We start from the raw sequence: 14,338 nt of genomic DNA, 5'->3' as shown, positions 1-14,338 counted from the left end.
AGAAAGCGATCCGATGCGCCTTGCCAACGTTCTATTGTTGTTCGTCACATTCATTGCATCCGTAGCGTTACTCGCGGTCATGCAGAGACGGCATCTGATCCGGCGCTTGTCTCTCTTTGCCGCACTGTTGCTGCTCTATATCCTGCGCGCCGCCATCCTCCAGGTGGGAATGAAGGTGTTCGATCCGGCGAGTTACTTCCAGGTCGCATCCTTGATGTCGCTCTTTGATTTGGCCTTGCAGCTTGCCATCGCCTACTCTCTCACGCGCAGATTCATTCAGTCCCGGGTCACTCGTCACGCGGGCCGAAGGTTGCGCGATTCTGCATTGTTTCTATTCGCGGCCGCGTTGCTAATAGCCGGCGGCCTCACAATGCTGCTCGTCTCCGTTCTACCTGATCTTTCTCCGGCCCCGCTCGACAGGGGAGCAGTATTCACTGGATTCGTCTTTCTCTTTCTGCTCGTTCTGCCGAAACGAAGCGACAACACTGCAGAACGCCGTCTCCTCCTGGGCTTCTGGATCGTCAGCGTGGCGAGCATCCTCTCGCAGTCCGGCAGAACATTGGCGGCCTCACAACATGACGCCCGGCTCTTTCTCGTTTGGGCTTACGCCAACAGCCTCGTGTGGGTTGGAGTGCTTGTCTTCTGGATTCTCCGATTGCGGGACACCTCGCCTGCAACCCGTCCACTCCCGGATGGGGTCCCGGCGATGGCTAGCTAACAGGCCGGAAAATGTCCCGAAACGCTTCCAGTCGGTAGCTTATCTTTTACGGCCCGAGCTGGAAAAGGTGGGATATCGTTTGCATAGCAAACGATACGCTGAGGTTGCGGTCGCGTCCTCGGGTTTGATCCTGACTCAAAGGAGTCCTGGATGCATGCGCGTCTGATCCGCCGCATACTCTTTATCCTGGCCCTCCTGAGTCTCATTGTCGGCGTCGGTACGACAGGCTTCGTCCTCATCGAGCACTATTCGTGGTTCGACGCCTTCTACGTCACCATATCTACCATCACGACAATCGGTTATCCGGAGCCCAGGCCGCTGAGCCATGCCGGCCGTGTGTTCAACACCTTCCTGATCCTGTTTGGTGTGACTGGAATGTTCGTATCTGTCGGTGCCATGGCGCAAACAATCATCGAGCTTGAGTTGCAAGGTCTCTTCGGAGAACACAGGAAAAAGAAAATGATCCACCAACTTCGCGATCACTTCATCGTCTGCGGCTATGGCCGCGTGGGCCGCAATGCATCGCTCGAATTCCAGCGAACCGGTGCGCCCTTCCTCATCATTGACCGCAACGAACAGCGCGTCACAAAGGCTACGACCGCTGGCATGCTCGCCGTTGTAGCGGACGCGACACAGGACGACAGCTTGCGAGACGCCGGCGTTCTCCGTGCGAAGGGGCTCATCGCGGCCCTGCCCTCCGACGCCGAAAACCTGTTCATCATCCTCTCGGCGAAGGCTCTCAACCCGCAGCTGACCGTCGTCACGCGCGCTTCGGAAGAAGAGGCCGGTGAGAAGCTGCGCAGGGCCGGAGCCGACACCGTCCTTACTCCATTCTCAATGGCAGGCAGACAACTCGCCGACGTTCTGCTGCGCCCTCAGGTCGTCGAATTCATGGAGTTCGCCCGGAGCAACGTGGGAACGGGAGTAGTAGTGGAACAGGTGCGCGTAACGCCGGGGACGGACGTCACTGCGAAGACCTTCGGTGAGTTGCTGGAATTGAGGAGAGCGGGTGTCATCGTGCTCGCCATCCGCAAACAAGGTGGAGAGACGACATTCAACCCTCCATCCGAATTCGCGATCTCTGCAGGCGACGTCCTCATCGTCATGGGCGAACGTACGAACCTCCAAAGGCTCGAGAACATCCTGACCACCTGATCGCCTTCACAAATTCCTAACGAATCCCATACTGACTTTTTAGTGGCTGGACCTCTGTAATCAGGAGGAGTGCTTGAGTATTGCAAGGAGTGCGCAAAGACTTTGGCACTTGGAAGTCCTATGTACGCCAGATCACTCACTACCGTCACGATGTTCATTCTTGTGTTGGTGCCATTTGCAGCTTCGCTGCTGCTCTGGGTGTTGCAAGACATCTTCACGAACAGCAAAAGATCGCGAGGGCGCGGTAAACACGTTTAGTGCGCCGGATCGGCTTCAGCCGCCCAATTACGAGTGGTTCCCCCTGTGAGCTCTACCCCTTTGGTTTGAAGACTTTGCAGGACTTTACCCTTTCGCGCCACCGAGGTCCACCCTCAAGTCATTTGTTTTGAAGATTTTGCGCAAAAAAAGGGGGGAGGGGAGGGGGTGCGATCTACACCCCGCTGCAGATCTCCGGAGGAGCTACCAAAGAGCATTTACAGAACTTCGGCGGTGACTACCCGCTGAGCGAGCCGGCCAGCCGGCGGAACTCGCCAGCATCTACGTGCAGCTTGCCGCAGAAGACGCGAGCTACACCACAGGCAACATCTACGGTGCCGGCGGCGGAAAGGGACAGCCGTAGGACAACACACGAAGGAGCAATCCGCGCCACAAACGAAAACGCCAGGGGCCGAAGCCTCTGGCGCTTTCATCGTTGACAATCTCGCAGTGTGGCAGATCCCGTCTCCGGCTTTCCGTTGGCCAGCCTTCCCGACTTGCGCCGGGTGCCGCATCCTTCGTCTCCGCCTTCGGTTGAGTTAGCGACTCGCGCCGCGCGCTCAAATCCTCCGGCTCTCCCGTTGGCCAGCTTCCTGACTTGCGCCAGGCGCTTCTTCCTTCGAACCGTCCGGTCTCCCGGCTTCTTCCGACTTGCGTCGGGTGCCTTGGTTTCCGGCTTCCTGTGGCTGGCTCTCCCGACTCTCGTCGAGCGCTCCGTCCTCAGGCCTTTTGCCTTCGACCGACTTCCAGCCTCAATCTTCCGCTCATCCTCTGTAGTTGCTTTCGATCAACTTCCGACTTGCGCCGGCTGCTGGGTTCGTCTGCCTCTTCAGCGATTCACTTCCGACTTACTGCTCGTTCATCAGTTGGACAGACATTACGGATCGCGCCCCTGTGCATGCAAGTGCGAATCGATTGAGTTGTGTGGATATCCGGGTGCTTTCCTGTGGAGCTCCGAATGAGTTTCATTCCATCACGACGGCACACGACGCGATGGGTGATTCGAAGAGTGTCGGTGCCTGGACATACCTGTCGCGGCGTAATCGATCTTCATTACGAATTCATACGCGCGTAGATGGTCTTCGACCGTGGCCGATGCATAAACTGCGTTCAACACAGCAACGGTGTCGTAAGCCCCTAATGCGCCGCTTGAACGTGGCGCCAGAGCCGAACGCGCTGGCGCCTCTCGGGACCTCGATTCTCGGCGCGGCGGACGTGCTGCGTCGCCGGTTCACTCAGCGGTAAACCAGCTGCTTTGGGGTGAAAAGGAAAAGGCAGACTCGACGAGTCTGCCTTTCCTGCTGATCAGGTTGAGACTAGTCGCCGGTGTTGTCCTGACGCTGGTAAGGCTTCTGCATGAGCGAGCGCGCTTCGTTGATGGCGCCCTGCGTGTTGTCGTTGGTCTGGATGGCGAGACGGTACTCGTTGACGGCGCGCTCACGCTGGCCGGTGATGTCGAAGATCTTGCCGAGGTTGATGTGACTCCAGACCTCAATCCATCTGGGATCGCCGTCGCCGCGGAGAGCGTCACGGAAACTGTTGGCAGCGGACTGGTAGTTCTTCTGCATGAGGAACACTTCGGCGAGGCGGTAGTTCGCGAGCGAGCTGCCGCGGTCCTGGTCGAGTGCCTTCTGGTATTCGCCGATCGCGCCGAGGAGATCGCCCTGGGCGACGTCCTGCTGGCCGCGTAGAACGGCTACGCGGACGGCGAGATCGGATGTTGACTTGAGGAGCCAGTTATCGGGGTCGATAGTCACTTTGCGCGGCCGGCCAAAGGTCTCGACGTTGTAGGCGGACTCGGTGCCGGAGAGATCGACGCGGCGCTCTTCGGTTTTGCCTTCTGTTTCAATGCGGAGCTCGACGGGCATCTTGAAGAGGTCGAGGTCCTGGGTGACGGTGCCGACGGTGCGGAAACCCTTGCCATTGCCGAGTCGATAAACCTGATAGTTGTTGCCGAAGTCCGGCGCGCCGGTGCCGTCGACCCATTGCGAGAAGAAAGGTGTGAGCTGGAGGTGCGACTGCGCTTCAGCGATAGTCTGGACCTGCGAGGTGCGGATGCTCTTGTCCATGTTCTGCGAAAGAAGCGCGCGGAGGAAGGTGGTGAAGACGTCGTCACCCATCTCCCAGCGGAGCATATGGAAGACCATCGCTCCCTTGTCGTAGGTCATGTTCTGGAACTGCGGCGAGAAGGGGTCGAGGCGGGAGAGTGAGGTGAGGGGTTCGGTGTCGTAGGCGAGCGCGGCGGCTTCGGTGTCGGTGATGGCGTTCTGGAGTGCTGTTTTGCCGCTCTGGTCTTCAAGGTAGAGAAGCTCGGCGTAGCGAGTCATGCCGTTGCAGATCCACTCGTCGTTGAGTGTGGCGGGCGAAACCTCAGAGCCCCACCACTGATGGGCGACGGTATTGGCGAGCAGGCGGGTGGTTCCGCGGTCCGGGCGGATGGCTACCATCTCGGGCGCCCAAGAGGCGGAGACGGAGTCGGGCGGGAGCTCGACGACATTAATAAGCGGGGACTCGGCGCCGCCGAATTCGTTCGTCATGTATTCGAACTCTTTGGCGACGGTCTCGGCGAAGTCGTGGGCCTTGGCCTTGTTGGCGTCGGTGAGGAAGACGTGCACGTTGGGGGCGTCCGCGGCGGAGACGGGCGGGAGGAATTTGCCGGCGACGATGGTGCCGGGGAAGCCGGGCTTGGTCCAGTTGAAGATGAACTCGGTTTTGCCGCCAGGTGCCGGATGCGAACCGGCAATGCCGCTGCCGATGGCGCGCTCCCCAGTGGGTACGCTGACGTGGATTTCAGCGGTGAAGCGATCGGTGTAGAGCCCGGGCAACGAGATGGGAAACCACCGGCCAGGGTAGAGAAGAATGCTCACCGGGTCGGCAACGTGAACGAAGTTGATACCGTCGACGGGACTGGTGTCTACGGTTGGGACGCCGGTGTAGGTGAAGGTCCAAGTGGAGCTTGTACCTTTGGCGAGTGGTGCGGGAACGCTGACGCGGACGGTGGAGTCAGCGGCATTGCGCTCGGGCGTGAGGGTGGACTTGTCGGCAGATGTGAGTGAGGAGATCTGCAGGCCGTTGTTGAAGCCGAAGACGACGCTGGTGAGGTCTTCGAGCGTGGTGAACGTAACGGTGGCGGTTGCGTTCAGGCGCCCGGTGGCAGGGTCGAGATCAGCCTTGATCACATAGCCGGAGACATCGATCTGCTGCCGCGTCGGTATAGCGGCGTGTAACGGTCTAACCGCGACCGAGGTCAGAGCGAGGAGGGCGATCGAGAGAAGGCGGCGCAGCGTGAAGTGCAGGCGAAGCATGGGGTCCTTGGCGGATTCGCGGGGAAGTCAGCCTAAGCCAAAGCTACCGCAGATAGAGGGTTCTCCGCGAGTGTCTGTCAAATTAGACGACAGAGTGGATGTTCGGACTACGAGCTATAGGAAACGGTGTTGGGGGCGTTCGGGTTGCTGAAGCAGATCGACCACGATCTCGGCGGCGCGATCGATCGGGGTGAGGTGACGGCCACCGTGTGCCAGGAGGCGGTGGCGGAGGTCGGCGAGGGCGGCGATCTGGGCGTGGCGTTCGGTAGTGTCGGTGAGAAGAGGCGCGAGCTCGGTGGCGACGTTTTGGGCGGTGAAGTGAGCCTGGAGGAGCTCGGGCACGATGCGGCGGCCGGCAATGAGGTTGGGCATGGCGACGGGGAGGTTCCCGGACGAGTCGGTCATCTCGGGGAACTCGTCCGGGTAGCGGATGAGGCGTTTGGCTAGCGCGAAGGTGAGGGGAGACACCCGGTAGACCACAACGAAGGGATTTCCCACAATTGCGGCAAGGACGGTCGCGGTCCCGCTGGCGACCACGGAGGCGCGGGCGTGGTGCAGTGCCTCGCGCGCGTCGGGTACAAGAGTTAAACGGACGGTTGAGGCTTCAGGTCCAAAGTATTTGAGGTGCTCGCGGTTGAGCTCCTCTATGTGGGCCTGGACGTCGGCGGGTTTAATTGTGGAGGCGACTGGAAGAAGGAATTCGAATCGGGTGTGGGCGGCTGGGTCACGGGGTGTGGAAATCTTCCGGCCGTCGAAGGTGGTTTCGGCGGCGGCGGTGGCGATGAGGTCGCTCATGGCGAGCTCGTGGAGTGCGGGAAGGTTGGCGTGAATCTCCTTCCAGCGGCTGCCGGGCAGGAGGGCGACCCAGGTCTTGCCGGGGTCGAGGTGATGCTGGGCGGCGTAGGTTTCGCGCGGCAGTGACGGGCTGGTGGACTCGGCGGTGAGGAGCGGGTGGCCGATGAATTCGGCGTCGACGCCGCGGTCGCGGTAGAAGGTCTCCTCAAAGGGGAAGATGACGAGCATCTTGGAGACGCGCTGCTGGACCCAGCGGAGCCGGCGTCGCTTCCAGGCCCAGAGCTGGGGCGAGACGAGCCAGACGACGGGGACGCCGTCGCGGTGGAGATGGCGCGCGAGCCGGAAGTTGACGTCGGGGAAGTCGATGAGGACGGCGATGGAGGGGCGGTTCGTGCGGATGGAGTGGACGAGCCGGCGGTAGCTCGAATAGATGTGCGGGATGTGGCGGAGGATTTCAGTGAGGCCCATGACTGCGACGTCTTCGGCACGGACGATCTGCTGCTGGTGCTGGCGGGCCATTTGAGCGCCACCCAGACCTGTGAAGGATGCGTCGGGAAGCCGGGCGCGAAGGGCAGCGATGAGCTGGGCACCGTAGGCGTCACCGGAGGCCTCGCCGGCGGAGAGGAAGATGCGCGGGTTGGGTGACGTGGTGATGCGTCGAGTTTACCGTCGTTTGGGCTTCGTTTCTCGGGGGGCGAGATGTGGCGCCGGTTAAGATAGTCGCGAGATGGCGAAGACTGCGGCGAATTCGACGAAGAGATTCAAAGCGGTGCTGGAGAAGGAGCACGGGCTGGGATGGACAATCGCGCGCGTGCCATTCGATCCGGCGAAGATGTGGCCGAAGATGATCCGACATCGCGTGCGCGGTGCAGTCAACGGAGCGACGTTTCGGACGTCGCTGTTTGCCGATGGTAAAGGCTATTACCTGCTGGTGAATCGCGAAACGCAGAAGCAGAGTGGGGTGGCGTGCGGCGATTCCGTTGAGGTGGCTTTGGAGCCCGACATGGAGCCGCGTCCGGCGGAGCTGCCCGAGGTTTTGGAAGTGCTGCTGGACGATGAGAACGGCCTGAGGGAGTGGTACGACGCACTTTCGGAGTCGATGCGTCGTGAGATTGGGAAGTGGGTTTTAGGAGTGAAGAGCGAGGAGTCGCAGCGACGGCGCGCACAGCAGATGGCAGAGCGGCTGCTGGCGACGATGGAGGCCGAGCAGGAGTTACCTCCGTTGATCGCACGTGCCCTGCGGGGCAATAGGAAAGCGAACACCGGGTGGGAGCGAATGACAGTTGTTCAACGCAGGCAGCAATTGCTAGGGATTTTTTATTATCAAACGCCCGAGGCCCGCGATCGGCGGCTGCAGAAGCTGCTGGAGGCGGCGGAGCAGCACGGTGGGAGATGACTGAGAAGATTCACATGTCTTTCAGAGTTAATGGTCTTTGTTCTCAAAGCGGGCCAAAATGACATTCTCGAAATTTTTCTCCCTTTAGGGGTCGTCTTTTCGGCGGCCTTGCTCGTCTCTGTGTGTGAATTGTGTCCACTCGCACGAGCGGCGGACTTAAGTTGCACGACAGATTTGGAGATCGTGCGTTTACGCGAATGACGTAAAGGGCTCAATTAGATTCGATTTCGGCCGGAAGAGTGACTGCCGGACCGTACGGAGAGTGTCGATGAAGCGTCTCCTTTCTTTTGCGCTTGGCTGCCTGATGTGTGTATGTGTGCTGATTGCCACGGAGCGGCGAGCGATGGCCATGTACGTAGATCCAGGTTCGGGGTTGCTTGCATTACAGTCTGCTGCGTCGGTAATGGCTGCCGCGGCGTTCTTTCTCCGGAGGAAGATACGGGGTTTGTTCGGCTGGCGTCGCAAGGCCGAGGTGTTTGTTCCTCTCGCCGAGGAGAAGGGTGATGCGCGCTAGGTGGCATGAGCTTCGCTGCCGCTGATCCCACATTTCGCGATCCCGCAGGTTCTCTGGTTGTCGAACAGGACCGGGCTGTGCGGTCGATACGGCCCGAGTTCCGGGAGCCGGTGTTCGAGTTTCTGAACTCCGGTTTTTATCGTCGTGCAGTCGAGCGCGGCGACATGATTCCGAGCGAGGTGGATGACGGCGCGAGTGGGTTGCGCCTGATTCATCCGCGCGTGCGAATTCCTGTGTATCCGTGGGAGTGGACCGCCTTGCAGTGGCTTGCTGCGGCGGAGCTGACGTTGCGGCTGTGCGACGAGGCTCTGGATGAGGGATGGATTCTGAAGGACGCGACACCGCTGAATGTCTTGTTCGAAGGACCGCGGCCAGTGCTGGTGGATGTGCTGTCGTTCGAGCGGCGCGATGTGGGGAGCTCGTTGTGGCTGGCTTACGGCCAGTATGTGCGGACGTTTCTGCTGCCGCTGCTAATGAAGAAGCTGCTCCACTGGCCGCTGGAACTGACATCGTTCAAGCGCGATGGATATGAGCCGGCTGAGCTGTACGCGGCGCTGAGTTGGGGAAAGCGGCTGTCGCCAGCGGCGTTATGGCCTGTCACAATTCCTGCGCTGCTTGATCGGCGCAAGGATCAACAGGCGAGTGTGACAAGGAAGCAGCCGGCGCGTGATCCGGAGTTGACACTGCATACGTTGAAGCGAACTGTTGCGGGGTTGCGCAAACGTACTCGAGCCGTCATGCCGAAGAGTGCGAACTCTGAATGGGCAGAGTACACGAGCACGAACTCGCACTACAGCGCGGCTGAGAGCGAGCAGAAGCGTACGTGGATTCGTGATGTGCTGGAAGAGCTGCGGCCGGCGACGGTGCTGGATGTCGGGGCGAATACGGGTGAGTTCAGCGCGATGGCCGCGAAGGCCGGTGCGGAGGTGGTGGCTGTTGAACGCGATGCCGACGCAGCGGAGCGGATCGCGCAGATGAGCGTCGCGAAGAATCTGAAGATTCAGACGATTCATGCCGATCTTGCGCGGCCTACGCCAGCGGTGGGCTGGGAAAACCGCGAATCGAGTGCGCTGTTGCAACGGCTCGAGGGGCAGTTTGATCTTGTGATGCTGCTGGCCGTGATCCATCATCTACTGCTGCTGGAGCAGATTCCGTTGCGTGCGATTGTGGAGCTGTGCAGCAGATTGACGAGAAGATTTGTTGTTATGGAGTGGGTGCCCGTGACGGATCCGATGTTTGTGAGCCTGATGCGTGGACGAGATTCACTGTATGGCGCGTTGAGTGAGCGCGATCTGCTCGCAGCTTGCGAAGGGCTTTTCACGGTCGCGCGGACGGAGACGCTGGGGAACGGGCGGGTGTTGTACCTTCTGGAACGAATTTCAGGCGAGGCGCGTGGGTGACTGAACGTGCACAGCTGCGATGGCGCCATGTGTTGAAGCGGCTTTGCCAGTGCATCGGGCTGGCTTCGCTGATTCTCGTTGTGAACTATGGCGATCTGCTGGGCGGTGGATCGGATGTGCGTATGCACGTTCCGTATCCTCTGACCGGAATCTGTCTCGCGCAGGTTGCGGACATTCTGCTGCTCGGCCTGGTCTTGTTTGTCGTGCTCGCGTTCGCGGCTCGCACAACTTACTACTCCTGGGTGCGCCTGATGGTGATGATCCTGGCGCCGCCATATCTGCTGGAGCGGACGCGCACGGTGAGTCCGCTGACATTGACGGACGGTGTGATTCTCATCGTTGGCGTGGTGTGGGCTGCGTTGCTGCTGCTGTTGTTGCTGCGGTTTCCGTTGGGATACCGTCGCGTGATTCGCATAGGTGATGCGGTGGGTGTTTTCTTTGCGATCTTCGGAATATGCAGCATCGTGCAGTTGCTTTGGGTGATGGCATGGAGACCAGGTCCGCAGCAGATTAAGGCGGCGTGGAGCAAGAGTCCGCAATCACCGCGTGTACATCCGCGTGTGGTGTGGGTGCTGTTTGATGAACTCTCGTACGATCAGCTATTCGAACACAGAGCGCACGACCTGGCTCTGCCGAACTTTGACGCGTTGCGCGCGCAGAGCACGCTCTACACGAACATGCAGCCGGTGGGGCTAAAGACGGTAAAGATTGTGCCTTCGTTACTGAGCGGCGCGGCAGTCGACGATTTTCGCTATGAATTCAACAACAGCTTTAGGGTGCACTATGACGGTGTACATGGGTGGCATCCGCTGGATGGCAGCGGAACAATTTTTCATGATGCGGAGCGCGCGGGATGGAGGACTGCAGCCGTTGGCTGGTACAACCCGTACTGCACGATTTACCGGAGCGCGCTGGATAGCTGCTACTGGACTAACCTGGATCGGACCGACGGCGATATGGCGCAGCGGTACAGCCTGTGGCGGAATACAGCCCGGCCGTTTCAAGGGTTAGTGATCCAGCTTTTTTCGCCAGTCCTTGCAGACCGCAGGAGCTGCGACTTCGATGTGCGGCAAAGATTGCAGACGGATTTGAGTCTGCAGCAGCATGCGATGGAACTGTTGAAGCAGGATCAGGCGGACTTCATCTTTTTACACCTGCCGATTCCGCACAGCCCGAATATCTGGAGCCGCGTAAACGACGAATACGCCCACGGATGCGGGAGTTCGTATCTGGACAACCTGGCGTTGGCGGACCGGACGCTCGGGGCGATGATGGCAGTTTTGCAGCAGTCGCCAAGATGGAAGGATACGACGGTGATTGTGCAGGGCGATCATGCCTGGCGCATCATGCTCTGGGATTGGTTGCCGGCCTGGACGGAAGAGGACGATCAGGCTTCGCGCGGCGAGTTTGATTCGCGTCCTGCACTGTTGATTCACAACGCGGGACAGATGCAGGCGCTCACTGACGGGCGTGCGTTGTCGCTGCTGTTCGTGCACGACGCGCTTGAAGATGTGGTGCAGGGCAAGGCAGTGTCGCCTGTGAAACAGCGGCAGGCAACGCCCGCGGCGGGACGGGCGGTCGTGCGGCAAGCCCCATGGAGTGAAACCTCAAGCAGGTGAGGCGCGGAGCCGCGGCCTCCACAGGATTATTGGTGACGAGTTACGTTTATCGCCGGTGCGCGAGCCGTTCGGCCGTATGGCGCTCGGAAGCGGCGAAGCTGGTCTTCGGCAATGTGATGGCGAGGAGTTGAACGGGGTCGAGCCACACGCCGCTCCAGCGAACACCAAGGTGAAGATGTGGTCCAGTGACGCGGCCGGACGCTCCGGAAAGGCCGAGCTTCGCGCCTTTATCCAGCTTGTCGCCTTCATGGACGTCGATGCGCGACATGTGCAGGTAGACCGTAAAGAGGCCAACGCCGTGATCGACGATCACCGTGTTGCCTTCGTAGAAGAGATCGCGCACGAGAACGACTGTGCCCGAGTTGGAGACGATGACGGGCGTGGCTTCAGCGACGGGAAAATCGGTGCCGGTATGCAGGCTGGTCTTCTCTTCGTTGAGGATGCGGGATTCACCGAACGTGGGTGTGGAAGCGGCGTTCACCGGCTTGATGAAATCGCCAGACCAGAGCGGATGCAGAGCGGAGTGCGCGTAGGCTCGTTTCTTGAGCAATTCGTCTTGCGCGATCTGCTTCTGCTCAACGTCGGTCGGATTGACGTAGTTTTCTGGGACGTTGATGTCCCCGGTCTTGAAGTCGCCGGCGGCAACCGTGACCTTCTGGCTCCAATGCGCGACGCGGCCGCCGACGAGAGTTGCGGTGACGTCCAGGCCGTAGTCGCCCGGCTGCGCATCGAGATCGACTCCGGCAAGCGCGTGCCAGGTTTTCTTCCCCGGCGAGTCGGAAAAGAAGGTGATCGTCTTGTTCACGAAGTTGCCGGTGACACGCCTCGCCGGGCGCTCGAGCTCAACCGTAAGGAACATGGGTGAGCCCTGGTGCAGATTGTTGGGCTGCCAGAAGACGTTATGGATGGCGGTCTCGTCGGCCGGCGCGGTGCGGTGAGCGGTGTGCGTTTGGGCGGAGGCAGTAATCGTGAGCGCGGTAAAGAGGACGACAGAACGAACGTGCATGCGGGCTGCTCCCGGCGATAAGGGACTGGCAAATGTGATGCGAGCCGGGAGCCATAGGGCGGCTTCACAGCAACGTTTTGGCTACACGGGAAGGAACCGGAAGTGCACGGAACGAGCTGTTTTCAGGCGGTAAAGGTCTCGGGGAACGGAGTGCCGAGTGCGGCCGTCCCAGATTCCTGATCCTTGTACTGCAACTCATAGAGCTTGTAGTAGAGACCCCGGTTTGCGAGCAATTGCTGGTGCGTTCCCTGTTCGCGGAGTTTGCCCTTATGCATGACGAGGATGGTGTCGGCGCGTTGAATCGTCGAGAGGCGATGCGCTATGAGAACGCTGGTGCGGCCTGTGATCATGCGTTCGAGAGCAGAACGCACGCGGAGCTCTGTTTCGGTATCGACCGAACTGGTGGCCTCATCGAGGATGAGGATGCCCGGCTTGTGTGCAAGCGCCCGGGCGAAACTTACAAGTTGCTTCTGGCCGGTTGAGAGAGTCGAGCCGCGCTCGAGCACAGGCTCGTGGAACGCGGCTGGAAGTGTGCGGATGAAGTCGCCCACATTGACCTGGTCGGCTGCGTTGGCGACCTCGTCTTCAGTGATCCAGGAGGAGCCGAGGCGGATGTTGTACTGGATGTCGCCCGAGAAGAGGAAAGGGTCCTGAAGAACCACACCGAAGCGACGGCGCAAAGTGAGGAGATCCTGCTCGCGGACGTCGATGCCGTCGACGAGAACCTGGCCGCGTTGCACATCGTAGAACCGCATCATCAATGCCGTGAGCGTGGTCTTGCCGGCCCCGGTATGTCCCACGATGGCTGCAGTCTCGTCATGATGGACAGTGAAGCTGACGTCGCGAAGAATCCATTCCACATGCGGGAGATCACGCTCGGGGTTAGATGAGGACGCGAGGATGGTAACGTCTTGCGCAGTGAGCTTCTGGTAGGTGAACCAGACGTTGCGGAACTCGATGCGCCCTGAGTGATCACCAGTGCGCGAATGTGCGGGTGAGGAGATGTCAGGTGCGGTGTCGAGCAGCTTGAAGATGCGCTCGGCTGCGGCCATTGCCGCTTGCAGGATGTTGTACTTGTCGCTGAGGTCCTGGATCGGCCGGAAAAAGCGTTGTGCGTACTGGATGAACGCGATCAGAATGCCGAGCGTAACAGTGTGGAAGACGGAGGAATGTATAGACGCGCTGCCCAATGAACCCAAGGCAGTGTTTCGCAGCACTGCACGGCCGCCGAACCGAATGACTAGTGCAATCGCTGTCGAGCTGAGGAATTCGACGACAGGATAGTAAAGTGCGTAGGCGAAGATCGCGTCGGTCCATGCGTGCTTGTTTTCAGCATTGACTGCGGAGAAATCGCGGAAGGCGCGGCGCTCGCGGTTGAAAAGCTGCACGACGCTCATGCCAGACACGTACTCCTGCGTGAAGGAGTTGATGCGAGCGGTGGCGGCGCGTTGGCGACGATAGCTGTCGCGGACATGCTCGCGGAACAGCTTCGTCGCATAGAGAATCCCGGGAATCACGGAGAGTGTCAGCAGCGCGAGCGGCCAGCTCATCCTGAGCATGATGTAGACGATGAAGCTGAGCGCAAAGACGTCCTCGAAGATGGCGAGAACGCCGGAGGTGAACATCTCGTTGAGGGCATCGACATCCGATGTGACACGGGTGACGAGGCGCCCAACGGGATTGCGGTCGAAGAAGCCGACGTGCATGCTCTGGATGTGGCGGAAGATCTGCGAGCGCAGATCGTACATGATCTTCTGACCTGTCCACTGCATCAGGTAGGTTTGGACAAACTCCAGGCCGAAGCTGAGGAGCAGAGCTCCCAGGTAAAGCAGCGCAAGCTCGTTGATGCCTGTGAGAGGGTGTGGGCTGAGGTGCCGGGCGAGCCAGCCGGGGTGGCCGCTGGGGGCAAGATAAGCGTCGACGGTCACTTTCACAAGGTAGGGACCAGCAACGTCAGACGCCGATTTAATGATGGTGGCGCAGGCGGAAAAGCCGGCGGCGAGCTTGTATGGAGTGAGATAGCGGGCCAACCGCCGCATTAGGCGGGAGTCATAAGCCCTGCCGACGACGTCCTCGTCAGGACCGGAACGCTGTTCGGGCGCGGGATCGGCCGGTTGTGGCTTGCTCTGCTTGTCATCCGTAACTGCGGCCATGATGAATAGATTGTAGTGGCGG

The 14,338-nt window shown here is 60.1% G+C and carries 10 protein-coding genes; 6 read left to right on the top strand and 4 right to left on the bottom strand.

Annotation, left to right across the window (positions count from 1 at the left end; all coding sequences use genetic code 11):
* The first annotated feature begins 13 nt into the window (after positions 1-13).
* Together VGU25_09540 and VGU25_09535 are read left to right on the top strand one after the other, a co-directional pair.
* Positions 14-718, top strand: a complete 705-nt coding sequence (locus tag VGU25_09540; GenBank protein HEV2577440.1) for a hypothetical protein — start codon at positions 14-16, stop codon at positions 716-718.
* A gap of 150 nt (positions 719-868) precedes the next feature.
* Complete coding sequence (locus VGU25_09535; GenBank protein ID HEV2577439.1) at positions 869-1,873, top strand: NAD-binding protein; 1,005 nt, start codon at positions 869-871, stop codon at positions 1,871-1,873.
* Positions 1,874-3,444: 1,571 nt separating this feature from the next.
* Here VGU25_09535 and VGU25_09530 read toward each other — a convergent pair.
* Together VGU25_09530 and VGU25_09525 are read right to left on the bottom strand one after the other, a co-directional pair.
* The gene (locus tag VGU25_09530) at positions 3,445-5,433 is read right to left on the bottom strand and encodes a M1 family aminopeptidase (GenBank protein ID HEV2577438.1); all 1,989 of its coding nucleotides are present in this window, start codon (positions 5,431-5,433) and stop codon (positions 3,445-3,447) included.
* A 114-nt stretch (positions 5,434-5,547) separates the two neighbouring features.
* Complete coding sequence (locus VGU25_09525) at positions 5,548-6,858, bottom strand: lipid-A-disaccharide synthase (protein ID HEV2577437.1); 1,311 nt, start codon at positions 6,856-6,858, stop codon at positions 5,548-5,550.
* 97 nt (positions 6,859-6,955) lie between these two features.
* On the opposite strand from VGU25_09525, the gene VGU25_09520 reads away from it, so the two are divergent.
* The 4 genes from VGU25_09520 to VGU25_09505 all read left to right on the top strand — a co-directional run bounded on the left by VGU25_09520 (position 6,956) and on the right by VGU25_09505 (position 11,157).
* The gene (locus VGU25_09520) at positions 6,956-7,624 is read left to right on the top strand and encodes a YdeI/OmpD-associated family protein (GenBank protein HEV2577436.1); all 669 of its coding nucleotides are present in this window, start codon (positions 6,956-6,958) and stop codon (positions 7,622-7,624) included.
* 268 nt (positions 7,625-7,892) lie between these two features.
* A complete protein-coding gene (locus VGU25_09515) occupies positions 7,893-8,138 on the top strand; it encodes a hypothetical protein (protein ID HEV2577435.1) in 246 nt (81 codons plus the stop codon).
* Between the two features lie 5 nt (positions 8,139-8,143).
* Positions 8,144-9,538, top strand: coding sequence for a class I SAM-dependent methyltransferase (locus VGU25_09510; protein ID HEV2577434.1), 1,395 nt, complete (start codon positions 8,144-8,146; stop codon positions 9,536-9,538).
* Positions 9,535-11,157: a sulfatase-like hydrolase/transferase gene (locus tag VGU25_09505; protein ID HEV2577433.1), complete on the top strand. Its 1,623-nt coding sequence runs from the start codon at positions 9,535-9,537 to the stop codon at positions 11,155-11,157. The genes VGU25_09510 and VGU25_09505 overlap by 4 nt, the downstream gene beginning before the upstream one ends.
* Positions 11,158-11,203: 46 nt before the next feature.
* Here VGU25_09505 and VGU25_09500 read toward each other — a convergent pair whose 3' ends face one another.
* Complete coding sequence (locus VGU25_09500) at positions 11,204-12,163, bottom strand: M23 family metallopeptidase (GenBank protein HEV2577432.1); 960 nt, start codon at positions 12,161-12,163, stop codon at positions 11,204-11,206.
* Positions 12,164-12,285: 122 nt separating this feature from the next.
* Positions 12,286-14,316, bottom strand: a complete 2,031-nt coding sequence (locus VGU25_09495) for an ABC transporter ATP-binding protein (GenBank protein HEV2577431.1) — start codon at positions 14,314-14,316, stop codon at positions 12,286-12,288.
* Between the last annotated feature and the right edge of the window lie 22 nt (positions 14,317-14,338).

Source organism: Acidobacteriaceae bacterium (genome assembly GCA_035944135.1).
Lineage (GTDB): Bacteria > Acidobacteriota > Terriglobia > Terriglobales > Acidobacteriaceae > Granulicella.
This window is presented reverse-complemented; position numbering and strand designations above follow the sequence as displayed.